This is a genomic window from Abiotrophia defectiva ATCC 49176 (assembly GCF_000160075.2).
Lineage (GTDB): Bacteria > Bacillota > Bacilli > Lactobacillales > Aerococcaceae > Abiotrophia > Abiotrophia defectiva.
In genome coordinates, this window is the sequence record NZ_KI535342.1 from 24,175 (window position 1) to 48,554 (window position 24,380).

Below are 24,380 nucleotides of genomic sequence, written 5' to 3' on the forward strand. Positions count from 1 at the left end.
GGCTGGGCTTTACCAATATTTAAGGTTTGTTTTCGCCAAAAGACCCTAGATCACAGTCTAGGGTCTGGCACATGGCCTATTTGCTTTCGTAGACAGTAGGAGATAAGACACCGATATAAGGAAGGTTACGGTACTCTTGTTTATAGTCCAAGCCATATCCCACTACGAATTCATTGGGAATATCTAAGCCCACATAATCTGCTTCCATATTGTTGACACGACGCTCTTTCTTATCCAAGAGGGTACATACTTTAACAGAATTAGCCTTACGATAGTGGAGCAGGTCCACAATGTACTTAAGGGTTTGCCCGGTATCGATGATATCTTCCACAATCAGAATATCCTTACCTTCGACACGAGTATCTAAGTCTTTGACAATCTTGACTTCACCCGATGACTGGAAGGCTTCACCATAACTCGATACATCCATGAAATCAATGGTCAAGTAGCAATCCATAGCACGAATAATGTCAGCCATAAAAATTGCTGCCCCTCGTAAAATCCCAACAACCACTACTTCTTTATCTTTGTAGTCTTCCGTTAAGGTTTTGCCTAGACGGGCCACTGCTTCTGCAATTTCTTCTTGGGTTACTAGTACTTTTAAAATGTCTTTCTCTAACATTGAGCTTTCTCTCCTTTTTATCTAGTGTCTTACTGCCGTGTCTTCCGATAAAGGAATATATGAGTTATTTTATCAGTTTGTGGCCCGCGAGACAATGGGGAATTGCTAACTGGCCCCAACCATACGATTTCATCTTTTTCATCTACAAGCACTTTGATTTGATTTCGCTCATCACTTGGCAACTTAAGGTCCATGAGGATTCTGCCAACTTTCTTATGATAGACTTGACCTAATTCGTCGCTTATTGCAACTTGGTCACCGTCTTGTCTCTGTCTTAGCTGGAAATTGAGTGGCGCCGTCTCCTGGGCCTGACTTAAGTGTAGGCCTGCCCAACCTTCAGCCGCTTCACGCATTTCCGGTGACACCTGATGAGCTGCAAAAATCCCCGCTTCTGAACCACCATCTAGGGCATACCAGTGGTTGAGTCGACTTAAGATTAAACGTTGACCAAAATAAGCTTTTGGCCCCGCCTCTTCTGGTAGGATTTGGACGTAATCATAGCGTTTGACTGCTACCCAACCATGTCCTAACTGCAAACGTTGATTAGGATCACGGCGGTTACGCATCATCTGCTGCAATTGACCTACTAAATCGCGATTATAAGCGGGCACATCTTCGATTAGGCGTTCCTCAAAGAAAATTCGCAGATACATATTGAATTTTGCCTCAGGTAAGGCTAGAAAAGCCGGAATGTAAAGTAACCAATAGTGATTGGTTGAATACATTAGGAGCTGGGGCTCCAAATCCAGATAATCCGCATACTGAACGGTGTAGGAATCTTGAATTTGCTGCTGAATCGTCAGGAGATTCTGTAATAATTGAGGATTCTCCTGCATCAGTTGCGGGATATAGGTATGGCGGAATCGATTCCGCACGAAGTGATCCATGTAATTTGAGGCATCTTCAAAATACGTGACGTTGAACTTCTCGGCATAGGCCTCTAGTTCCGCCTTAGTCACCCCAATAAAAGGTCTTATGATGGTAGGCATCACCGTATGGCCACTAGGATCGCTCATCAGGCGCTGATAACAGCCCCGAATACCTTGCAAGCCACGAATGGAGGTGCCACGTGTCATCCGCATTAAGAAGGTCTCAGCCACATCATTAAGATGATGGGCAGTCATCAAAACATCCGCTTCAGTTGTCCGAATCACTTCTGCGAAAAATTGATAACGGGCGTCACGCGCCTGAGCTTCCACATTAGTGGCAGCCGGTTCGCCCCACTCTGTCGCAAAATAAATACAGCCATACTCTGCCACAATTTCCTTAATAGCGACGGCCTCATTGTCTGATTCTGGTCGCAACTTGTGATTGAAATGGGCGACGACCAACTGCAGGTGATTATATTGACGTAACTGATTCAATTCATTCATCAATCTGAGCATGACCATAGAATCAACCCCGCCGGATACGGCCAGCACCACTGTCTTGGCCTCTAGCCAAGCTGGCCATGACTCCAACTGAGCCTTAACTTCCCGCATTAATTTTTCCATCTAGATTCTCCTTTAGATACAAAAAGCAGCCTAAAAGGCTGCTCTTATATCCTGTATTAGCGCACGACAAGAAACAATCGCACGTAAGCAAGACATCCCTAGCTACGTCGGCCACCACGGCCGCCGCGTTTGCCTTCGGTGTTACGTCTTAATGAGGACAGACGATCTTCACTGTCCTTTAGGAAGTTACTCATTAATTGGTCAAAATCATCCAACTTACGGCTGTTATTATTTCCCGCATTGTTGAAGTTAGGGCGATTCCCGCCCTCTTCTTGACGACTCTTGAAGCGTGGGGCACGTTGGCCATGTGGTGCAGCACCTTCTTGGCGTTCACGTTTAGGCCGAGCGGGTGCCTCTGCAGGTCGATCACTGGCTTGACGAATTGACAGGCTAATTTTACCGTCGTCAGCGATAGATAGAACCTTCACTGCGACTTCTTGGCCGACTGTTAAGACGGAACTAATCTCCTTAACATAGCCGTCTGAAACCTCACTAATGTGAACTAAACCTGTTTTATTATCTGGCAAGCTAATAAAAGCCCCAAAGTGTGTGATCCCTGTGACTTTCCCTGTGATTTTTTGCCCTACTTCGATTGACATACGATGTCTTATCCTCCCTTAAGTTCTTTCATCCTTATATTCTATTCAGTAACTCTCATCCCTTAAGGATGCTTGGTGTCTTCCTGATGCGAAGATCCTAACTCGAAAATAATCTCACCTGGCTTGGTGTAGTAATAATCACGTCGTGCCACATCCTCTAGATAGGCAGGATCCTTCATTTGTTGAGTTGCTTGGAAAACTTCACGATTCTCTTCAACGGCTTGTTCCTGGCCCGCCTTTACCTCTTGATAGGCTTGCTCGGCTGCCACTTGGTCCTGATAAGCCCGCCATAATGGAATCCCTGCAAAAGCAAGAGCTCCAATCAGAATGACATGAAAGATCAGGCGTCGTCCGTGAGAGTGCGGTTGCTTTGTCTGACGGGGTGAGGAAGTCTGAACAGATTCCTGTGGATCTAATTTATAATTCATACTTTTCACCTCCATGATAAACCTAGTTTGAGTATATCAATATTCGCGCCTAATTTCCATTCAAACTTGTCGTTTTTCCAAGTTTTTTTGCGAGCTTGGCTTGAGGTAGCATAGCTGAGGCCCTAGCCAAGCCCTATTTTAAGCTAGAAACTCATCTACTGGACGAACTTCATTATTAAGACGTTCTTCGCCCAAAATTTCGTAGAGGTTACTTGCCTCTTCTTTCTTGGTGTTTTCTTTAAGGTCTGTCACACGCACGGTTAAAAGCCGGTTACCAAAACGAATCACCAACTCATCACCCACCTTTACAGCAGAACTAGATTTAGCTACTTGGCCATTCAAGGTAACACGCCCTTGATTCGCCACTTCTTTGGCAATGGTCCGACGCTTAATCAAACGGGAAACCTTTAAATATTTATCTAATCTCATCTTATCTCTCCTTATTTTTGCTAGTGTCTTCTGCTAAGAGGCTAGCCACTTGACGGGCTAATTGCTTAAGGGCTCCTAACCAAACATAGGATGGTTGTTCTAGGATATCCAAGCTAATCACCTGCCGCGAGCCCTCTTGAGACACGGTGGATTTCTGGGAAATGCCAGCCAAGGCTTCAAAAAGTTTGGCCCCTCGTAATTGATCTGAGGCCATCTGGTTGAAGCTGACCTTGACATGACGTGGGGTTTGCTGGATTTTGACAATGCCCGCTTCGAGCCCATAATGTTTAATCAAGGCAATTTCCAATAAATCCGCCACCTCATCTGGGAATTCACCATAGCGGTCAATCAACTGATCTTGCAGATTACGATAGGCTTCTTCAGAATCAATCTGTTGAATTTGCTTATAGACCGAAATCTTTTGCCGTTCATCGGCGATATAGCTGGCTGGAATATAGGCGTCGATTAGCAGATGCCATTCAATCTGGTTGCTAGCTTGACTTGGTATCTGACCAACCTTCTTGCCCCGCTTAATATTAACAGCTTCTTTAAGCATTTGGGAATAAAGGTCAAAACCGACAGAATCAATAAAGCCGGATTGTTGTTTACCCAGCAGATTCCCTGCCCCTCGAATGGACAGGTCCCGCATAGCAATCTTAAAGCCTGATCCCAACTCTGTAAATTCGCGGACAGCCTGCAATCTTTTCTCACTGACCTCACTGAGTGACTTAAATGGCTCATACATCAAATAAGCATAGGCCACTCGATTGGTGCGCCCTACCCGCCCACGTAATTGGTAGAGGGTGGATAAACCCATATGGTCCGCATCTTCAACAAAAAGGGTATTAACATTAGGAATATCAACCCCTGTTTCAATAATGGTGGTAGTCACCAGGACATCGTAAGCCCCTTGGATAAAGTCCACTAGCACCGTCTCCAATTCCACCTCCGACATCTGACCGTGGGCATAAGCTACCCTAGCCTCTGGTACCAAAGCCTGGATTTCCATGGCCCGACGCTCAATAGTCGCCACTCGATTATAGAGATAGAAGACCTGACCTTCGCGTGCTAGCTCACGTTCAATACCTGACTTAATCGCTCCATCATTGCGCTCCATGACATAGGTCTGGACGGGGAAACGGTTATTGGGTGGTGTCTCAATCAAGGACAAGTCCCGAACACCTATCATGGACATATGCAAGGTGCGAGGAATTGGCGTCGCCGTCAAGGTTAAGACATCAACCTGTGACTTGAGTTGTTTGAGCCGTTCCTTGTGCTTGACCCCAAAACGTTGCTCCTCATCGACAATCAACAGGCCTAAATCCTGAAACTGGACATCTTTAGAGACCAAGCGATGAGTCCCGACCACAATATTCACGGCCCCCGTTAGCAAGTCATCGATGGTCTGGTCTTGTTGCTTTTTAGATACAAAGCGACTCATCAGCCGAATTTCAAAAGGATAATCAGCAAAACGCTGAACCAAAGAATTATAGTGTTGCTGAGCTAAAATCGTAGTAGGGACTAGGAAGGCCACTTGCTTGCCGTCCATGACCGCCTTGAAAATGGCCCGCATGGCTACTTCGGTCTTGCCGTAACCTACGTCACCGACTAGCAGGCGGTCCATGGGCTTGCTTTTTTCCATATCTGCCTTAATCTCTATTGCGGACCGGAGTTGGTCCTCTGTTTCTACATAAGCAAAAGCCGACTCGAACTCACTCTGCTCTGGTGTATCAGGCCCAAAAGCATACCCAACTTCTCGTTCTCGCTTAGCATAGAGGGCGATTAATTCATCGGCAATGTCTTCTATTTTAGCCGCTACCTTGCGCTTAGTCTTAGCCCACTCAGTGCCCCCGAGCTTGTTAAGCTTAGGTGTCTTGGCTTCTGAGGCGACATATTTTTGTAGCAGATGAATTTGATCGACCGGAATCAGAATACGAGAGTCGTCTTGATAAACAACCGACAAGAGATCCTTATGAATGCCATTCATTTCGATAGTGTCCATACCACGGAATTGGCCTATCCCATGGTGAACATGAACCACATAGTCACCGACTTCTAATTCTGAATAACTCTTAATCCGTTCAGCATTGGTTAGCTTAGTGCGAGATTGACGAGCCTGACGCTTTTTCAATTTATTGAAGAGTTCTTTTTCAGTTACTACTACCCATTTCAAGACAGGTAGTTCAAAACCATTTGATAGAGCTCCTACTCCGATATTGATAACCTTGGCTTGGGCTTGGCCTTCTGTTACTACGCTAGGTCCGATATGAAATTCCTCAAAAAGTGCTTCCACCTTCCGAGCTTGCTCCAAACTCCCTACAGCTACCTGAATGGTATAGCCTTGTTTCAACCAGTGATCCATCTCCGTTTTGACCAGAGGCATTTGGTTAAAGAAAGGGTTGAGGGTGCGATACTGGAAGGAGTGAACCGCTCCTAAAGATTGATGTCCCAAGCCTCGATGCATAACTGAGAGATAGAGCAAGGCCCCTGAATATGCCCGCACGCAGGCCTGAAAATCTGCTTTAACAGCCAAGCCAGGTAAAAGCAAGCCTTTTTGTGTCTCCTGCTCAATCCAAAACTGATCTTCCTCAACCAGATGAAGAGCCTGTTGCTGTAGCTTATCAAATTCTGACAGAACTAAAAGTCCTTGCTCTCCTAAATAATCAAGGAGCGTCACCACTTGGTCATCCTGAGCCAAGCTCAGATAAGCATGCGGATACTTGAGAGGCTCGCCATGGCGCAACTGATCCATTTGATTGCTGAGTCCAGCTTCCATGGCCTCTCTTAATTCTTGATCCTTCACTTTCTTCAGGGCGCGCGCCTTCATATCCTCTAAACGTGGCAAGAGGGCTTGTTGAGCTTCTAGGCCAAATAAGACATCTTGAGCTGGCAGGATTTGGACAGAGTCTAGATTTTCAATCGAGGACTGGGTCTCAGCATTAAAAGCCCGAATAGAATCTAGCTCGGTATCAAAGAAATCCAAACGAATCGGATATTCGGCTGATACTGGGAAGAAGTCAATGATACTCCCGCGTACGCTGAACTCGCCCGGTTGTTCTACCAAGCTAGCCCGATGATAGCCCCAAGCGGTTAAGACACTTTCTAACTGGCGGCGTTCCCAGTTATCTCCAAGTTCAAGAGTATGTTGAGCTTGACGCCATTGATTAGGGTGAGTCAATTGTTTTCGTAAACCGGCCACATTAGTAACTACAATACAGGGCTCGCCGTGAGCTAGTTGGTTAAGGATCTGAATCCGGTCCCGCATCTGATCCTCCGAAGCAAAGGCAAATTCAATAGCCAGAGCCTCCTCCACTACAAAAGCCTGCACGGACACCTGGGGCAGAAGCTGTGTTAAATCATCTACTAACTGTCCCAACTTGCTAGCAATGGGCTCCACAATCAAGAGTGGCCGAGGGCGAGCTTGGAAAAGCTGAGCCAGCATGACGGCACGTGCACTATCATCAATTCCCGTTACCAACTGGGGTAAGCTACCCGGCCCTGTCTGATTAATGGCCTTTATTGCCGACTGAAAAGCTTCTTGCGCAAATTCCATGTTTTTCCTACTTTCTCTCTAGTCAAACTGGCTCAGAGTTTTGAGTCAGCTAACGCCACAAGAGGTTGCAACGTCTACCCACCCCTGGGAGAGTCGCAACCTATCTTAAGGTTTATCGTGTCTTTTAGTTATATTGGTTCATTAATTGAACGAAAGTTTCGCCCTTAGCCCAGGCCCTCAACAAGTCGGTTGTCTGGTCAATTTTCTGTTCTATTAAAGCGCGGTCATCTGTATCGAAACGTTGTAGAACATGGTCCACAACCTTACGTCCATATTGAGGTCGGCCAATGCCAATCTTGACTCGCTTGAAATCTTGGGTCCCTAGCATTTCGATAATGCTCTTGACCCCATTGTGGCCGCCCGCACTACCTGACTGGCGTAGACGCAACTTACCAGGCTCCAAATCCAAGTCATCATAAACCACCACAAGCTCGTCCGGGCTAATATTATAATAGGACATAAGAGGCAAGACAGCTTCACCCGATAGGTTCATAAAGGTATAAGGTTTGACCAAGAGCACCTTTTCGTCTCCCACTCGCCAAATGGTATAATCGGCACGAAATTTTTGGTCGGTCAATTTCAAACCTTCTTGACGCGCCAAAGCATCAATGACATCAAAGCCCACATTGTGACGCGTCCCCTGATACTTATCGCCAGGGTTCCCTAATCCAACGATTAACTTCATCCTGCTCCCTCCTCTGCTTTTTCTATTATAACACATGTTTGGAGCATGTCACTAACAGAAAGATTCACGAAGCAAACTGTATTACTAACAAAACAAAACTGTACTATTCTAAAAATTTCCTCTTCACATTTTTGAAAAGAGTGGTATAATATAGCCAAGTGATAGAAAGGAGATATTCACTATGAAACAACCAAAGAACAAGATTATTTTAGTCGGTGATGGCGCAGTCGGATCTAGCTTTGCTTTCTCTCTCGTTAACCAAAACATCGGCCGTGAACTCGGCATCATTGATATCAACAAGGACAAGACAGTCGGGGACGCTTTAGACCTCTCTCACGCCTTAGCCTTCACTTCACCTAAGGAAATTTACTCTGCTGAATACAGCGACTGCGGTGACGCAGATATCGTCGTATTAACAGCTGGTGCAGCACAAAAACCAGGTGAAACTCGCTTGGATCTCGTTCACAAAAACTTAAGCATCTACAAATCAGTTATTAAACAAATCGTAGACTCTGGTTTTAACGGTATTTTCTTGGTTGCTGCCAACCCAGTGGATATCTTAACTTATGCAACCTGGAAGTTTTCCGGTTTCCCTAAAGAGCGCGTTATCGGTTCTGGGACTACCTTAGACACCGCTCGTTTCCGTCAAGAAATCGCACAACTTATCGGTGTTGATGCGCGTAACGTCCACGGTTATATCTTAGGTGAACACGGGGATACTGAATTCCCTGTTTGGTCTCACGCTAACGTGGGTGGCTTGACTATCTATGAATGGGTCAAAAACCACCCAGACACTGACGAACAAGCCTTAGTTGAAATGTTCTTCAAAGTTCGTGACGCTGCTTACGAAATCATCTCTAAAAAAGGTGCAACCTACTACGGGATTGCTGTTACCTTGGCTCGTATCTGCCGTGCTATCTTAGACGATGAAAAGGCAATCTTCCCTCTCTCTGTCTACTTAGACGGTGAGTATGGTCAATCAGACCTCTACATCGGGGCTCCAGCTATCTTGGGTCGCGAAGGGGTTGTTTCTGTCATTGAAATCCCACTTAACGACTCTGAGTTGGACAAGATGAATGCTTCTGCAAGCACCCTCAAAGCAGTGACTGCCGATGGTTTTGCTCGCTTAGAAGAAAACTAATCTCCCTATCAAATCCATTATCCGCACCTGGCTCCTTGCCAGGTGCTTTTTTAGGCTTAATGAAACCATAAAAAAGAAGCCAAGACCGCAGTCTTGGCTGTTTGAGCTTATTTTTTGTTTTGGTTACGTAAGGTCAAGCTCAAGAGGAAGGCCCCTAAGAAGCTGGCACCAACCCAAATCGCTAAATAGAGCAATGGATTCGTTACACCACCCGCTAACATCGCGAAGACCCCGCCGTGTGGCACCTTGCTGACGATACCAAAGAGCATGCTTAAGGCACCCGCTACACCGGCAGAAACTGCCAATGGTGGAATAACCTTCAATGGGTTGGCTGCAGCAAATGGAATAGCCCCTTCCGTGATGAAGGCTGCACCCATGACATAGTTAACTAGAGCTGAGTTACGTTCTTCTTCTGGCCAGAGGTTTTTGTTGAGGGTTGCTGCCAAGGCAATCGCCAACGGTGGCACCATCCCACCAACCATAACGGCTGCCATAACGTTTGAACCTGCGCCTGCTGATTGTGTCACTAAGGCAGTCCCTGTAACGTAAGCGGCCTTGTTAATTGGACCACCCATATCGATTGACATCATGGCACCGACTAAGAAACCTAACACTAAGGCTGAACCTGTGCTCATACCGTTGAGGAAGTCTTGCAATCCTTGCATAACAGCCCCCATTGGACCGTTTACAACGAAGAGCATGAGGAAGGACATAATCAGGACCCCAAAAACCGGGAAGAGGAAGATTGGTTTCAACCCTTCAAGTGATTTTGGTAACCAAGCAAATGCTAGACGGAGGACATAGATAATCCCACCAGCCAAGAAGCCGGCTACTAAAGCGCCTAAGAAACCTGACGGAATGCTTTTCTCAAAGAGACCTACCGCTCCAAAGTCAGACAAGACAGATGGATTAGCTAAAATCCCACCCATGAAACCAACAACCAAACCAGGACGGTCAGCAATTGAATGACCGATAAAACCAGCCAACATTGGCAACATCATAGCAAAAGCTAATTTACCTGTTACAAAGAGGAATTGCGCTACTTGGTTATAGCTAGCATCTTCAGGGTTGAAGGAATTAATCCCCCAGAAGAAGGACAAGGCGATTAAAATCCCACCAGATACCACAAACGGCAACATATGAGAAACCCCGTTCATCAAGTGTTTGTAGAATTGGCGGCCAATGGACTCTTTGCCGACTTCAAGATCTGCTGCACCAGCGCCTTCTGCTGCGTGGTAGATTGGTGCCTCTGCTTTTGCAGCTTTAGCTACTAATTCATCAGCCTTGTGGATACCATCTGCAACCTTAGTGATAATCACTGGTTTGCCATCAAAGCGGGCCATCTCCACTTGCTTATCCGCTGCCACGATAATGGCTGTCGCCTTTTTGATGTCATCAGCAGTCAAACGGTTGCCGACACCAGCCTGCCCGTTGGTTTCGACTTTAATCTTGATCCCTGCGGCTTTCCCGGCTTGTTTGAGTTTTTCTTCTGCCATAAAAGTATGGGCAATCCCAGTTGGGCAAGCTGTTACGGCTAAGACATAGACATCTTCTTGTGCTGAGCTCGCTTGACTTGCTGGTTCAGCCCCTGTAGCTTGGGCTGCTTCCTCAGCTTCCGCTGCAGCAAAGACTGCTACCACTTCTTCAGGCGTTTTTGCTGCTGCTAAAGCGACCTTAGTTTCTGGTTGCATGAGGACAGAAGATAATTTAGCTAAGGCTTGCAAGTGCTCGCCACCGCCACCTGCTGGAGCTGCAATCATGAAGATATACTTGGCAGCTTGGCCATCAAAGCTATCCCAATCAATCCCCGCGTCACTACGCCCAAAGACGATAGCTGCTGATTTGATTGATTCATGTTGGGCATGAGGAATGGCAATCTCATCGCCGACACCTGTAGTTGATTGGGCTTCGCGGACTTCTAAAGCGGCCACATAAGCCTCAACGTCGGAGACACCGCCAGCTTGGTGGAAGCGTTCTGCTAAATACTTAAGCGTTGACGGCTTATCTGTTGTGCTCAACTGGAGGTCCATGGCCTCTTTAACAAATAATTCTGATAATTTCACTTTCTATTTCTCCTTTGAATTTCCTAGCTAGTGCGCGACAACATGAATCTGATCGACTAGGTCATCAATCAATTGACGTTCAGCTATCCAGACAGAATAGGCTGTCGCACTTCCGGTAGCCGCACCGCGTTTTAAGGACTGGGCAAAATCGCCTGTCTCTAGGTAGGTCGCTACAAAACCTGCCAACATCGAATCGCCTGCCCCGACTGAGTTAACCACTGTCCCCTTAGGGATATCTGAGCTAAAGACTTGGCCATCCTCCGTTAGAAGTAAGGCGCCCTCACCACCTCGGGATACAATGATATGGCGTGCTCCTAAGTCCTGAAGTTTCTTGGCATAATGGATTATTTCTGCCTCATCCTTCAAACTAACCCCAAAAATCTCACCTAATTCATGATGATTAGGCTTGATAACAAAAGGCCGGTAAGGCAAGCACTCGGTCAAAAGTTGCTTGTTGGTATCCAACACAAATTTTGCGTCCCGCTCTTGGCAGAGTTTGGCAATGGCAGTATAGGCCTTGACATCAAGCCCAGGAGCCGCATTTCCGGCTAAGAAAACCACATCATCTGCACCTAAGTCTCGCTCAAAAATGGCCAATAGTTCCGCAAACTTTTCTGGGCTCACTTGGGGGCCTGCAGCATTGATTTCTGTCTCTTCTTGAGACTTGACTTTGACATTGACTCGCGTAATGCCATCCACTTCAACAAAAAGTGGTTTGACACCTTCTTGGATGAGGGTGTCTTTGATATATTGACCGGTAAATCCGCCTACGAATCCGGTCGCATAGTTGACATGCCCTAAGCGCTGTAAGACAAGGGAAACGTTGATTCCCTTACCTCCGGCAACATAGGCCTCTCCCTTAGATCGATTTAACTCTCCTAGTTGACATTGGTCAACCTGGATGACAAGATCGACGGCAGGGTTAAAGGTAATCGTATAAATCACGAAATTTAACACTCCTTCACTGTCGTGAGTTGCATAAGAGGCACGCGTTGCCCCTCTGTTAAGGCATGAGTAATAAGAATCGCCTCCTCGACATTGGCGACATGGCAGAAACTGACCCGTCCTAACTTGGTAGCATCAGCCAAAACATAGACCTGGTTGGCTTGTTGCATAGCCTGTCGCTTAAGGGCGGCCTCCTCCTGGTCTGGCGTCGTATAGCCCCATTCCGCATCCACTCCGTTCATACCCATGAAGACATGGTCAAAACGATAGCGTGCTAGTTGTGCTTGCGCTTGTGCACCAATAATGGCCCGCGTCTTCGGCTTCACCTGGCCACCCAATAAGATAACTGACTCACCATAGTCACACAGCAAGTCGGCTTGACTGAGCCCATTGGTAACCACCGTCACGCCCTGGCCAACCAAATGCGGTATCATGGCCAAGGTTGTTGTGCCTGCGTCTAGGTAGATGACTTGTCCAGCAGATACCTGGGCGGCTGCTGTCTCAGCAATAAGGGCCTTGTCACTACTGTTCCGACCTAGTTTTTCTTTGTAGCTAGATTCGCGATCCAAATGATAGACCCGTTTGGCCCCGCCACGCACTCGTACCAAGCGCCCTGCTTCTTCCAGCTGAGATAAATCCCGCCGTATAGTGGACTCTGATACCGACAGCTTAGCCATCAAATCTTGTAGGCTGACAACATGCGCTTGCTCTAGTTCTGCTAGAATTAGTTGATGTCGCGTTTGAGTTAACACTCTTATCACCTCACAACCAAATTATACACCGCTTTCGGTCAGCATTCAATCGTTTTCGGTCATTTTCATTCATAAAACGGTCATTTTCATTCAAACCCTAATTTCTCGGTGCCTTAATATTGTAGAATTTTACGCTTTCAGAAAACAAGTTCGCTCCCAACTAAAACTTTAGAAAGATTTGAGATTTGCTTGAGAGATATTTGAAGTTCACTTGGTAAGCTATAGATAAGTAATAAGTAAAGGAGTAAGATCATGGAAGATATCTTAGTCATTCAAAATCTTAGTAAGCATTACGGCGACCAAGTAGCTTTGGACTCGCTCAGCCTCAAGCTAAAGAAAGGAGAAATCTATGGCCTAATCGGTCAAAACGGCGCGGGTAAAACCACCCTTATCAAGTTGATTACCCAAATAATCGCACCTAGTCAAGGCACCGTCTCCATCATGGGCTCACGTAACCCTAAAGAGTGGACTGCTGCCCTCCACCATGTGGGTACTGTCATTGAAACACCGGTGGCACACCAACATCTATCTGCCTACGACAATCTCCGTTTTTACTGCCTAGACCGTGGCATCAAAAAACCGGATAGTCGGATTAAGGAAACCTTGGACTATGTCGGCTTAAGTCAAACTGGCACAAAAAAATTTCGAGACTTCTCTCTTGGAATGAAACAACGTCTGGGTATCGCCATCGCTATTCTATCTCGGCCTGATTTACTTATCTTAGACGAACCTATCAATGGGCTCGATCCTGTCGGTATTCAAGAGTTTCGCGAGATGGTCCTCCGCCTTAACCGCGAATTAGGCATGACCCTGATTATTTCTAGCCATATCCTGTCAGAATTATACTTGGTGGCTAGTCGCTTCGGCTTCATTCATCAAGGACAGCTCATCCAAGAGCTTTCCAAGGAGGAGTTCGACCGCGAAAGTGGCGACTACATTATCCTCCAGTCCCAAAAGACTCAAATGGCTAAGGACTTTGTTAAAAAACAGCTAGGTTTTAGCCTTAAACCCAGCCATCAGACCGACCAATTACAGTTAATCGGCAAAGCAGAGGATATACCAGAACTGGCTAAGGCCTTGGTTTTAGCTGACATTCCAATCAGTGCGCTCTACTACGCCCATAAAGATTTAGAGCGATACTTTACCGATTTAATTCAAGTTCAAGGAGGAAAACAGTATGCTTAATAGTATCAAAGCCGATTATTATCGTCTGGTCCGCTCTGTCGGATTTTGGGGCATTCAGGCCTTCTGTGTCCTAGGAATTCTGCTAGCCATTTTTACTTCGCGAGTTACTACTTCTAATTCTGGCTTCTTCTTCGCCATGGATGCCGTGTCTTATAACATAGGCCTACTTTTCATCTCCTGTAATGTGGTGACCACCCTACTCTTAGGAGTCGACCTTAACAACAAACTCTATCATAATAATCTGACTACAGGCAAAACCCGTGGCCAGTATTACCTAGCTAAATCCTTGACCATTGCTAGTCTTATTCTCTTACAATTTTTCCTTCTCTATGCTGCAGGTTACGTCATTGAATTCTTGCGGTCAGGGGGCCAGATGGGGAGCCTACCAGCGGATTTCTGGCCTAAGTTTCTGATTACCTTCCTGATTCAGTGCCTTTGTACCTATGCTTGGTTCTGCGTTACCAGCTTCGTCCTCTTCCTGACTCGCAACTACAGCATGGTTTTCATTGTCTACTTTACCGTTTTTATCTTCTTAAAAATCCCTGGCGAATTGATTGACCCAAATAATGACTGGTTTAAGGCCATTGTCATGGAATTTGTCTATGAGAGTACAGCTAGCTTTAGTATGACAAGCAAGACGGCTATTTTCGCCTTTGCCTTAAGTCTGGCCTTCACTCTCGCTGGATTCTATACCTTCAAGCGTCGCGACCTCTAAAACCTATCTTCAAATAAAAGTCCCCCTATGTCACCTGACACAGGGGGCTTATTTTGGATATAGAAAAAGGGCCTCCGAAGAGACCCTTTTGGAAAGGCATATTAAGCTTAGAATTAAGCTAAGACTTTAGATACCACACCGGCACCTACAGTACGGCCACCTTCACGAATAGAGAACTTAGTCCCTTCTTCGATCGCGATTGGGTGGATCAATTCAACAACCATTTGTACGTTGTCGCCTGGCATAACCATTTCAGTACCTTCTGGTAAAGTAACAACACCAGTTACGTCAGTTGTACGGAAGTAGAATTGTGGACGGTAGTTAGAGAAGAATGGAGTGTGACGACCACCTTCTTCTTTAGACAATACGTACACTTCAGCTTCGAACTTAGTGTGCGGAGTGATTGAACCTGGTTTAGATAATACTTGACCACGTTGGATTTGGTCACGAGTTACACCACGTAACAAGGTACCAACGTTGTCCCCAGCTTCAGCGTAATCCAATAACTTACGGAACATTTCAACACCGGTAACGGTAGTCTTAGAAGTTTCTTCTTCGATACCAACGATTTCAACTTCGTCACCAACGCGAACTTGACCACGTTCAACACGACCAGTTGCAACAGTACCACGACCAGTGATAGAGAATACGTCTTCGACTGGCATCATGAATGGCTTGTCAGTGTCACGTTCTGGTTCTGGAATGTAAGCATCAACTTGTTCCATCAATTCTAAAACTTTAGCTTCGTAGTTAGCGTCGCCTTCTAAAGCTTTCAAAGCTGAACCAGCGATAACTGGAGTGTCGTCGCCTGGGAAGTCGTATTCAGACAAGAGGTCACGAACTTCCATTTCAACTAATTCGAGCAATTCTTCGTCGTCAACCATGTCAACTTTGTTCAAGAATACTACGATGTAAGGAACACCAACTTGACGAGACAAGAGGATGTGTTCACGAGTTTGTGGCATTGGGCCGTCAGCAGCAGATACAACGAGGATCGCGCCGTCCATTTGAGCAGCACCAGTGATCATGTTTTTAACGTAGTCCGCGTGACCTGGGCAGTCAACGTGAGCGTAGTGACGGTTAGCTGTTTCGTACTCGATGTGAGAAGTGTTGATTGTGATCCCACGTTCTTTTTCTTCTGGAGCGTTATCGATTTGGTCGTATGAACGAGCTTCACCGTAACCTTGTTTAGCTAATACAGTTGCGATTGCAGCTGATAAGGTAGTTTTACCATGGTCAACGTGACCAATTGTACCAATGTTTACGTGTGGTTTAGAACGGTCAAATTTTTGTTTTGCCATTTTAATTTCTGCCTCCTAAAAATAGTTGAGTTTGTTTTATAGATTTCAATTAAATCTATCAGTAGTATTATACCTAGAAATGGGGCAAAATTCAAGATTTTGCACCATTTTCTAGGCTTGGGGAATAACGCTTATTCGTTATTCCAAGCAAGTCCGGTCAGATTACTCTTCTGACTTGCCGCCGTATTTCTTGATGATTTCTTCTGCGATTGACTTCGGCACATCTTCATAGTGGTCGAAGGTCATAGAGAAGGTACCACGCCCTTGAGTTGCAGAACGCAAGGTAGTTGCGTAACCGAACATTTCAGACAATGGAATCATACCTTTAACGATTTGAGCGTTACCGCGTACTTCAGAACCTTCAACGCGACCGCGACGAGAGTTCACGTGACCCATAACGTCCCCGAAGTATTCTTCAGGCACAGTAATTTCAACTGCCATCATAGGTTCCAAGATGCTTGGGTTAGCTTTCTTAGCAGCTGCACGGAGTGCTAAGGACGCCGCTACCTTAAAGGCAGTTTCAGAAGAGTCGACATCGTGGTAAGAACCATCGTAAAGCTTAGCTTTGATGTCTACCATTGGGAAGCCTGCGAGGACACCATTTTCCATAGCGTCTTTCAAACCAGCTTCAACCGCTGGGATGTATTCACGAGGAACCACACCACCGACGATTGCGTTTTCGAATTCGAAACCAGCACCTTCTTCGTTTGGTGTGAATTCGATCCATACGTGACCGTATTGACCTTTACCACCAGACTGACGAACGAACTTACCTTCTGCTTGAGTTGCAGAACGGAAGGTTTCACGGTAAGAAACTTGTGGCGCACCCACGTTAGCTTCTACCTTGAATTCACGACGCATACGGTCAACGATGATATCCAAGTGTAACTCACCCATACCAGCGATAACTGTTTCACCAGTTTCTTGGTTAGTGTAAGCACGGAAGGTTGGGTCTTCTTCAGCCAATTTTTGTAAGGCTACACCCATCTTATCTTGGTCAGCTTTTGACTTAGGTTCAATCGCTACTTCGATAACTGGATCTGGGAATTCCATAGACTCGAGGATTACTTCGTTCTTCTCGTCACAGAGAGTGTCCCCAGTAGTAGTGTCTTTCAAACCAACTGCTGCCGCAATGTCACCTGAGAATACTTCAGGAATTTCTTGACGGTGGTTGGCGTGCATTTGTAAGATACGGCCGACACGTTCACGTTTGCCTTTAGTAGCGTTTTGAACGTAAGAACCGGATTGTAAAGTACCAGAGTAGACACGGAAGAAGGTTAAACGACCTACGAATGGGTCAGTCATAACTTTGAAGGCCAAAGCAGAGAATGGCTCTTCGTCGTTAGCATGACGTTCAACTTCAGCGCCAGTATCTGGGTCAATCCCTTTGATAGCTGGAACGTCTAATGGAGATGGAAGGTAGTCGATAACCCCATCCAACATTAATTGAACCCCTTTGTTCTTGAAGGCAGAACCACAGAATACTGGGTAGAAGTCCGCTGCAACAGTTGCTTTACGGATTGCTGCTTTCAAAGTAGGTACGTCGATTTCTTCGCCTTCCAAGTAAGCCATCATGAGTTCTTCGTCAGTTTCAGCAACTGCTTCAACTAACTTAGTACGCCATTCTTCAGCTAAATCTTGTAAGTCACCTGGGATTTCGATTTCTTCAATGTCAGTCCCTAAGTCGTTAGTGTAGTTGTAGGCTTTCATTTCCACTAAGTCAATGATACCTGAGAACTCATCTTCAGCACCAATTGGTAATTGAACTGGATGAGCGTTTGCTTGTAAGCGTTCGTGCAAGGTTCTTACAGAGTATAAGAAGTCCGCACCAATCTTGTCCATCTTGTTGATGAAGACCAAACGAGGAACACCGTAAGTGGTAGCTTGACGCCATACGGTTTCAGTTTGAGGTTCTACCCCAGACTGAGCATCCAATAAGGCAACGGCACCATCAAGAACCCGGAGAGAACGTTCTACTTCGACAGTGAAGTCCACGTGCCCTGGTGTGTCGATGATGTTGATCCGGTGGTTAGCCCATTGCGCAGTAGTTGCGGCAGAGGTGATGGTAATCCCACGTTCTTGTTCTTGCTCCATCCAGTCCATTTGGGAAGCCCCTTCGTGGGTTTCACCAATTTTGTGGATACGGCCGGTATAGTACAAGACACGTTCAGTCGTGGTGGTTTTACCAGCATCGATGTGGGCCATGATACCAATATTACGAGTTTTCTCTAGCGAAAATTCTCTTTTTGCCATCTTTTTGTTTTACCCCTTTTCAGTTATTTTGAGAGTGTGCATAGTAGTCAAAAACCACTAGCTTATAACAGCTAGTGATATGACTGAAAATCTTACCAACGGTAATGAGCGAATGCTTTGTTGGCTTCTGCCATTTTATGCATGTCTTCGCGTTTCTTAACTGATGCACCAGTGTTGTTAGCTGCATCCATGATTTCACGCGCTAAACGTAATTCCATGGTCTTTTCACCACGTAAGCGAGAGTAGCTTACCAACCAACGGATGGCTAAGGTGTAACGACGTTCTGGACGTACTTCAACTGGTACTTGGTAGTTAGAACCCCCAACACGGCGAGCTTTAACTTCTAATAATGGCATGATGTTTTCGATTGCTTGTTCGAAAACTTCCATTGGGTCTTGACCGGTTTGTTCGCGCACGATATCAAAAGCAGCATATAAGATAGTAGCAGCTTTACCGCGTTTACCATCGAGCATTAAACGGTTAATTGTGCGAGTAACTAATTTTGAATTGTAGAGTGGATCTGGCAAAACTTCGCGTTTTGCGATTGCACCTTTACGAGGCATTCAAAATCCTCCTTTCTGAATGTTTAATGATGAGGCTCTTAGCCTTTAGGACGTTTGGTACCGTATTTAGAACGGCCTTGTTTACGATCGTTAACACCAGCAGTGTCAAGCGCACCACGAACGATGTGGTAACGTACCCCTGGTAAGTCTTTTACACGACCACCGCGGATTAAAACAACGCTGTGTTCTTGTAAGTTGTGACCGATCCCTGGAATGTAAGCTGTCACTTCCATCAAGTTAGACAAACGTACACGGGCATATTTACGTAAAGCTGAGTTAGGTTTCTTCGGTGTCATGGTCCCCACACGAGTACATACCCCACGTTTTTGTGGAGAGTTGTTGTTCGTTTGGGTCTTCTTGAAACTGTTGTACCCTTTGTTTAATGCTGGTGAGTTTGACTTAACGACTTTGGTTTTACGAGGTTTATTAACTAATTGGTTAATAGTTGGCATCCAAGCTCCTCCTCCCTTTGCTTTAATCTAGTCCACACATCCAAGTGTGCCATTTTTATGGAAAAATAATAATGTTGCTTCTATACCAGTCAGCACGACTGAATTTCAGGAATCTCGTATAAAAACACCTCTACTAATGTACCAATAAAATTCGCTTTCGTCAAGGGGGTATGGCGACTTTTTTTGCGATTGGCTTGATTTTTTTGAGCAGTCCTGTGAAAAGCAAAAAGCCCTACTCATAAGCAGGGCTTCTTATGTCCTTATTTCTTAACTAAGCGATAGCTTTCCGCTAACATACTGGTCAGCTGATCCCAATCCGTCTGTGCATCTAGTAAGACACTAAACCAATGTTTCTTGTTCATGTGATAAGCAGGGAAATAGCGGCAGTTATCGATGCGCTCAAGAATTTGGTCGGGCTGGCCCTTGAGATTAAGCACCAGCACCTGGTCAGTTCGCGTACTCGTTTTATCCAGTCGGCAATAGTCGACCGGCAAGAAGATGCCAAATAGCTTATCAACCGTCGGCACCTTAAAGCCTATTATTTCCGGATGGCGCTTAAAGGGATGGGCTGGTGCCAGCCCGTAAGTCGTCGCCACATGATCCACCAAGCGCTCTACTAGCGGATTGTCTTGAATTTGCTGGCCTAAAATCCGATTGATAATCTCATCTACTTGCTGGCGGAGGGCTGTTACCAGCGCCCCACTGGCACTGACTACCTCAAACAAGGTGTAGGGTTCCTCCATGGCCAAATCATAGACCACCAGTTCTAGCTCCTGGTCTGATATGGTCATATGAAGCTCAAATTCCCCTTCGGCCAAGACATGTCGCGCCTGGCCATTTTCAAAACCCCATTCTGCTAGTGTGGCCTGGCTCAAAGGCTGACCTAGTTTAATCTTCATTTGTCAACCTCCTCTCTCAATGCTAACAACTTGCTGGCAACTGCCTGCCAACGTTCCCAGTCGCCCGGCACAAGTTTGGCCTGCCATTCCTCCAACTGGTCTGGCGCAAGCCAAAGCCAGTCCTGGTTTTCCTCTGGGTCCAAAACAAGGGCAGGCGCCTGATCCGCTAAAACAATTCCGTAAATATCTAGCCACCAATTGTCATAGCGATAGTCTTCCAACCAGACCAAGTCATGGTGCGACACCTTAATCCCTGTCTCCTCCCACAACTCGCGACAAGCAGCAAGTTCCGAGCTTTCGCCTGCCAAAACAGAGCCATTGGCGCCAAATTCCCAATAATTAGGATAATGAGCCTTACCATGACTACGCTGGGTCAGTAGAATCTGACCCTTTGCATCCATTACCAAAACGCGCGCCACCAGATGATAATGACCTGGTGGGATGAGGGCTTCTTGCCCCCTCAAATGCCTGATGCCAGTCAATTGCTTATTGACATCGACTAGTTCCCATACTTCTGACATCTGACTAGTCCTTATCGGCATTGACCGCATCATACTGCGAGTCGCGTTGGAACTTGGCTACTACATAAGAGCATTCTGCCTTAATCTTCTTGCCTTCAGCCCTCATAGCCGCCACTAAGGTGTCCAGTAGTTCTTGGGCGACACCCTGGCCACGCAAACTATCGTCCACAAAAGTATGGTCGGCAATGACCACCTTGGGATCCTCTGTCGGCCGATAAGTAATCTCAGCCACGACCTCTCCCGCTGCATTATAGCCTTCAAAGCCTCTTTCTGTTCTTACAAATTCCATTCTTTCTCCTCCTTATTTTTCCCAATATATCATATATGATATATTGGTCTTTTCCTGGCTTGATTTTTGAGTCGGCAAATCAGCCTAAGCTCGCCTCTGGCAAGCGATAAACTAGCTGGAACTCTTCGAATACCAGTTCCTGGTCAGGGGTAAAAACCTGACCGACCAAGCGAAACTCTGCTTCAAAGAAAGACCAGTGGGCCTGGCGCCAATATTCTAGGCTAAGGTCTCCCTCTCCTTCTTTTCTAGCCCAGGCTTCGGTTACTTCTTCATAGGGTATGGTGACCACCCCCGTAGTCTGAATGACACATTGAGCCTGGTTACGGCTATCCAGAATGACGCTATAGCTTCCAACTTCCGGCAGAGGCTCATCCTCCACCTCATAGAGCAATTTGGCTGAACAGGTGGCCGTCTTCTTGCCCGCCAAGACCAGCTGAGCCAAGGGGTCCGCAATGGCACTGCCCGGTCCACCAAAACTAAAAGCCTCGTAGGGTGTATCCGTCACCAGCCCCTGACGCCTACAAAAATCCTGCCACATGACTTCACTGCGCATCTTGCTCGCCTCCCAGTCCTTTTCTACTATTATAACATGTTTTACATCATAAATATCCATACCTACTTTAAATCTGTTCATTTTAGAGCACAAAAAGACGACTAAGCACAACTCACTCAGTCGCTAAATTACTTATTCTGATATAGATACCAAATGTATTTTTCGGATATCCGGGTGAGTAGCCAATTCTTCAATTAATTGGGGCAGAGACAATTCTTCAGGGACATGGACTGTAAAAATGTTTCGGTAAAGTCGTCGTCCTTCTGAGTTTTCTACATCAAATAGAATATCCGTTAGTTCAATCCCTCGGGACTCAAAGAATTTAGTCAGAAACTCCTTAGTTGCTACCCGATGAATATACTTAATTTCTAGTCGCTTGACATTGGGCATATGGACAATACGCCGAATCACAGTGAGCGAAAACATAACTGCCACACAAGTCAAGATGGCAATCTCATAATACCCCATCCCGATAGCAATCCCCATACCAGCTGTCGTCCACAGCGAGGCCGCTGTAGTCAATCCCGCAACACGTTGTTTAGTAACAATAATAGTTCCACCACCGAGAAAACCAATCCCACTGACTATAGGCGCAAGTAGCCTTACTTGGTCAACGTTAATCTCTGGATGCACTTGTAATTTTTCATAGAAAACAGCTGCTTGAATCATCGAAATTGTTGTTGCACCAATACATACCAAAATATGAGTCCGCAAACCAGCTGGTCGGTTCTTCTTCTGCCGGTCATATCCTATTAATCCGGCGCACAGAATCGCCATAAAAAGTCGTAGACTAACCACTTGATAATCCACTTTATTCCTTCTTTCTTTGCTTTTCTAAGGCTTGCGCTACCGCAGCACCTAGATTCACTTCATTTTGTAAGGCATACTCTTCTGCCCATATCCCAAAGCGAGAACCGGTCTGAAGGTTGGCCCTTAATTGACTTAACCACGGGTATTCAGCTTGGATAACAGGATCATCGACAACTGAACTAGTTGGCAATAGCCCACCTAGTAATGCAAGAGGTTTGGCTACTTCATCACTATAGAGCCACTCAAGAAAGTGTCCTACTTCTGGACGTTTAATAGCAAGTTTAGACACGCAAAGTACTCCACCACCTAAGAGTGGGCGCCCTCCTGGAATGGCTGAAACACCAATATCACTCGAATGGAAATGCGACGCACTCCCTACTAAATCACTCCCGTAGTTGGAGAAAATAATTTCCATAACAGAATGCCCACTGGCAAAGTTTGCTGCCGCATCTCCCCACCAACCATCGAAAACCTGCGCGCTATTCGCAAGACTCTCTCGATATGCTTTTAAACACTCTAAGAAGATTTCCGTGTCAGGTGTGGTTTCATCTAACTGATGGGCTTTCTCTAGTAAACGCGGAACGAAGTCTGCATAGGTAATTAAGGGGCCACCCTGGATAAGCGAATGCCCCACGAGCCCTTTCTTAAATTGAGCTTCCTGTATGAATTGGCTAATTCGGTCAAAAGCCGCAAAAGTCGTTGGCACTGCTAATTGCTCTCGATAACGTTCAAAATACTCTCGTTGTATTAATTTATCTTCAAAAAACTGCTTATGGTAGAACAACATTTGCAAACTGATATCTAGCGGCAAGGCGTACTGATATCCTGACACATGGGTGTACTCCTTAGGAATCCCTTCTATTAGAGATTGGTTAATCCTTGCCACTTGAGGTATAGAATCTAAGCGAGCAAATGCGGACCAATCCACACTTCGCATTCCCGCTATATCCAAACGGACAATATCTGCATCAATCGGTCCATATTGATTTAGGAGGTCATACATAGCCTCGTAGCCCAATTCTTCAACCTGAACGGGAACTCCACACACTTTTTCATAGCGCTGTGCAATCTTTTTAATTGCTTGAGTCATTGGCGTCCCAATGGTTAGAAAGCGTAATGGTTTGCTTTCTTCCAATATTAACGGGCTAGAAACGACCGGAATATCGACTGGCAAAATTTCAGATTGATAAACTTGTTGACATACTTGTTGTAGGGCGCGATATCCTAGTTGCTTCAAGTTTAATACGCCACCTGGACACTCGTGAAAGGGTGTAAGTTCACCTAGTACAATCACAGGGCACTTAAGCGGTAAATACAACCAATTACTCAGCTCTTCCAGCTGCTCCTTGTAACTAGGGCTCAATGCAACTACTATGTCATTTTCTGTCAAGTCGTCGAGTATATCGGCTAGTTCAATCCACTTATAATCTCCTTCAATTCCAATGACAGTTATCTCACTTTCAGGTAAAAGTGACTGAATTAAAGATTCATAGGCGACCTGAAAGCCCTGCCGATCGCTCAATACAACCACTCGCTGGTTCCCATCAACCCAAGCTCTTAGCATATGACCAACCGTCTCCTGATTAAAATCGATATAGTATACGCGAGAGGATAGAGGTTGCTCTGCTATTAGACAGTCTACCAAAAGTAAAGGGGTGTCAGCTTTATAATTGTCCAAAATTGCCTGCTTCGGCGCCGCCCCAAGGCAAAAAATTGCGCTCGGTATTGCAGTAGCCAACTGTTCTACAAGATTATCTAAGTCTTGACGCATCCGAAAATAGGTCAACTCAATTTTATAGTCGGTGCCACTTATAGCGAGATAGGCACCAGAAACAAAGGAATCATATTTTCGTCTCAATTCAAATGGGATAATCAAATGGATAACCTTTGACATCCCCTTACGTAAGGTTTGCGCTGACTCGTTGACATAATATCCTAATGCTCTAGCAGCATCCTCAACCAGCTTAATTTTCTTAGCGCTCACATTCCCGCGCTTATTTAATACATTCGAAACCGTCCCGTGTGATACGCCAGCTTTGCGCGCAATATCATCCATCGTTGCCATTCCCATCACCTCACTAACACAAATTATAGCACGCACTTATGAAAAAATCAGCATAACTACAGCT

Annotated in this window: 23 protein-coding genes; 3 read left to right on the top strand and 20 right to left on the bottom strand. The window is 45.8% G+C overall.

Going from position 1 to position 24,380, the window contains the following annotated elements:
- Nucleotides 1–76: 76 nt before the first annotated feature.
- The 7 genes from hpt to pth all read right to left on the bottom strand — a co-directional run bounded on the left by hpt (nucleotide 77) and on the right by pth (nucleotide 7,809).
- Nucleotides 77–622 (bottom strand): hypoxanthine phosphoribosyltransferase, encoded by a 546-nt coding sequence (gene hpt / locus GCWU000182_RS08920; protein WP_023392480.1) that lies wholly within the window; start codon nucleotides 620–622, stop codon nucleotides 77–79.
- A gap of 29 nt (nucleotides 623–651) precedes the next feature.
- Nucleotides 652–2,115 (bottom strand): tRNA lysidine(34) synthetase TilS, encoded by a 1,464-nt coding sequence (gene tilS, locus GCWU000182_RS08925; protein ID WP_023392481.1) that lies wholly within the window; start codon nucleotides 2,113–2,115, stop codon nucleotides 652–654.
- A gap of 98 nt (nucleotides 2,116–2,213) precedes the next feature.
- Nucleotides 2,214–2,714: a S1 domain-containing RNA-binding protein gene (locus GCWU000182_RS08930; RefSeq protein ID WP_023392482.1), complete on the bottom strand. Its 501-nt coding sequence runs from the start codon at nucleotides 2,712–2,714 to the stop codon at nucleotides 2,214–2,216.
- Nucleotides 2,715–2,776: 62 nt separating this feature from the next.
- Nucleotides 2,777–3,142 carry an FtsB family cell division protein gene (locus tag GCWU000182_RS08935; RefSeq protein ID WP_035364954.1) on the bottom strand — a complete coding sequence of 122 codons (366 nt, stop codon included), beginning with the start codon at nucleotides 3,140–3,142 and terminating at the stop codon, nucleotides 2,777–2,779.
- A 138-nt stretch (nucleotides 3,143–3,280) separates the two neighbouring features.
- A complete protein-coding gene (locus GCWU000182_RS08940) occupies nucleotides 3,281–3,571 on the bottom strand; it encodes an RNA-binding S4 domain-containing protein (RefSeq protein WP_023392484.1) in 291 nt (96 codons plus the stop codon).
- A gap of 1 nt (nucleotide 3,572) precedes the next feature.
- Entirely contained in the window at nucleotides 3,573–7,124 is a 3,552-nt protein-coding gene (gene mfd, locus GCWU000182_RS08945) for a transcription-repair coupling factor (RefSeq protein WP_023392485.1), read from the bottom strand.
- A 124-nt stretch (nucleotides 7,125–7,248) separates the two neighbouring features.
- Nucleotides 7,249–7,809, bottom strand: coding sequence for an aminoacyl-tRNA hydrolase (gene pth / locus GCWU000182_RS08950; protein ID WP_023392486.1), 561 nt, complete (start codon nucleotides 7,807–7,809; stop codon nucleotides 7,249–7,251).
- Between the two features lie 181 nt (nucleotides 7,810–7,990).
- Between pth and GCWU000182_RS08955 the strand changes: the two genes are divergently transcribed.
- Nucleotides 7,991–8,950 carry an L-lactate dehydrogenase gene (locus GCWU000182_RS08955; RefSeq protein WP_023392487.1) on the top strand — a complete coding sequence of 320 codons (960 nt, stop codon included), beginning with the start codon at nucleotides 7,991–7,993 and terminating at the stop codon, nucleotides 8,948–8,950.
- Nucleotides 8,951–9,057: 107 nt separating this feature from the next.
- Here the strand turns inward: GCWU000182_RS08955 and GCWU000182_RS08960 are convergent, their stop codons facing one another.
- The 3 genes from GCWU000182_RS08960 to GCWU000182_RS08970 are packed head-to-tail and all read right to left on the bottom strand — an operon-like array spanning nucleotide 9,058 to nucleotide 12,710.
- A complete protein-coding gene (locus tag GCWU000182_RS08960; protein ID WP_023392488.1) occupies nucleotides 9,058–11,013 on the bottom strand; it encodes a PTS fructose transporter subunit IIABC in 1,956 nt (651 codons plus the stop codon).
- A gap of 27 nt (nucleotides 11,014–11,040) precedes the next feature.
- On the bottom strand, nucleotides 11,041–11,958 hold the full coding sequence (gene pfkB, locus GCWU000182_RS08965) for a 1-phosphofructokinase (protein WP_035364955.1): 918 nt from the start codon (nucleotides 11,956–11,958) through the stop codon (nucleotides 11,041–11,043).
- Between the two features lie 5 nt (nucleotides 11,959–11,963).
- Complete coding sequence (locus GCWU000182_RS08970; RefSeq protein ID WP_023392490.1) at nucleotides 11,964–12,710, bottom strand: DeoR/GlpR family DNA-binding transcription regulator; 747 nt, start codon at nucleotides 12,708–12,710, stop codon at nucleotides 11,964–11,966.
- A 252-nt stretch (nucleotides 12,711–12,962) separates the two neighbouring features.
- Here GCWU000182_RS08970 and GCWU000182_RS08975 point away from each other — a divergent pair, with 252 nt between their 5' ends.
- Together GCWU000182_RS08975 and GCWU000182_RS08980 are read left to right on the top strand one after the other, a co-directional pair.
- The gene (locus tag GCWU000182_RS08975; protein WP_023392491.1) at nucleotides 12,963–13,895 is read left to right on the top strand and encodes an ABC transporter ATP-binding protein; all 933 of its coding nucleotides are present in this window, start codon (nucleotides 12,963–12,965) and stop codon (nucleotides 13,893–13,895) included.
- A complete protein-coding gene (locus GCWU000182_RS08980; protein ID WP_023392492.1) occupies nucleotides 13,888–14,610 on the top strand; it encodes an ABC transporter permease in 723 nt (240 codons plus the stop codon). The genes GCWU000182_RS08975 and GCWU000182_RS08980 overlap by 8 nt, the downstream gene beginning before the upstream one ends.
- A 113-nt stretch (nucleotides 14,611–14,723) precedes the next feature.
- Here GCWU000182_RS08980 and tuf read toward each other — a convergent pair whose 3' ends face one another.
- From tuf to GCWU000182_RS09030, 10 genes are all read right to left on the bottom strand, one after another.
- Nucleotides 14,724–15,911 carry an elongation factor Tu gene (gene tuf, locus GCWU000182_RS08985; protein ID WP_023392493.1) on the bottom strand — a complete coding sequence of 396 codons (1,188 nt, stop codon included), beginning with the start codon at nucleotides 15,909–15,911 and terminating at the stop codon, nucleotides 14,724–14,726.
- Nucleotides 15,912–16,073: 162 nt separating this feature from the next.
- Nucleotides 16,074–18,164 (bottom strand): elongation factor G, encoded by a 2,091-nt coding sequence (gene fusA, locus GCWU000182_RS08990; RefSeq protein ID WP_023392494.1) that lies wholly within the window; start codon nucleotides 18,162–18,164, stop codon nucleotides 16,074–16,076.
- Nucleotides 18,165–18,256: 92 nt separating this feature from the next.
- Nucleotides 18,257–18,727, bottom strand: coding sequence for a 30S ribosomal protein S7 (gene rpsG / locus GCWU000182_RS08995; RefSeq protein WP_023392495.1), 471 nt, complete (start codon nucleotides 18,725–18,727; stop codon nucleotides 18,257–18,259).
- A gap of 38 nt (nucleotides 18,728–18,765) precedes the next feature.
- Nucleotides 18,766–19,179, bottom strand: a complete 414-nt coding sequence (rpsL, locus tag GCWU000182_RS09000) for a 30S ribosomal protein S12 (RefSeq protein ID WP_023392496.1) — start codon at nucleotides 19,177–19,179, stop codon at nucleotides 18,766–18,768.
- A gap of 260 nt (nucleotides 19,180–19,439) precedes the next feature.
- Entirely contained in the window at nucleotides 19,440–20,078 is a 639-nt protein-coding gene (locus GCWU000182_RS09005; protein ID WP_023392497.1) for an MmcQ/YjbR family DNA-binding protein, read from the bottom strand.
- Nucleotides 20,075–20,599 carry an NUDIX hydrolase gene (locus tag GCWU000182_RS09010; protein WP_051372964.1) on the bottom strand — a complete coding sequence of 175 codons (525 nt, stop codon included), beginning with the start codon at nucleotides 20,597–20,599 and terminating at the stop codon, nucleotides 20,075–20,077. Before GCWU000182_RS09010 ends, GCWU000182_RS09005 begins: the two co-directional genes overlap by 4 nt.
- Nucleotides 20,600–20,603: 4 nt before the next feature.
- Complete coding sequence (locus GCWU000182_RS09015; protein ID WP_023392499.1) at nucleotides 20,604–20,888, bottom strand: GNAT family N-acetyltransferase; 285 nt, start codon at nucleotides 20,886–20,888, stop codon at nucleotides 20,604–20,606.
- 79 nt (nucleotides 20,889–20,967) lie between these two features.
- Entirely contained in the window at nucleotides 20,968–21,441 is a 474-nt protein-coding gene (locus tag GCWU000182_RS09020) for an ASCH domain-containing protein (RefSeq protein ID WP_035364956.1), read from the bottom strand.
- A 132-nt stretch (nucleotides 21,442–21,573) separates the two neighbouring features.
- A complete protein-coding gene (locus GCWU000182_RS09025; protein WP_023392501.1) occupies nucleotides 21,574–22,218 on the bottom strand; it encodes an MgtC/SapB family protein in 645 nt (214 codons plus the stop codon).
- A 34-nt stretch (nucleotides 22,219–22,252) separates the two neighbouring features.
- Nucleotides 22,253–24,316, bottom strand: coding sequence for an extracellular solute-binding protein (locus tag GCWU000182_RS09030; protein ID WP_035364959.1), 2,064 nt, complete (start codon nucleotides 24,314–24,316; stop codon nucleotides 22,253–22,255).
- Nucleotides 24,317–24,380: the final 64 nt, after the last annotated feature.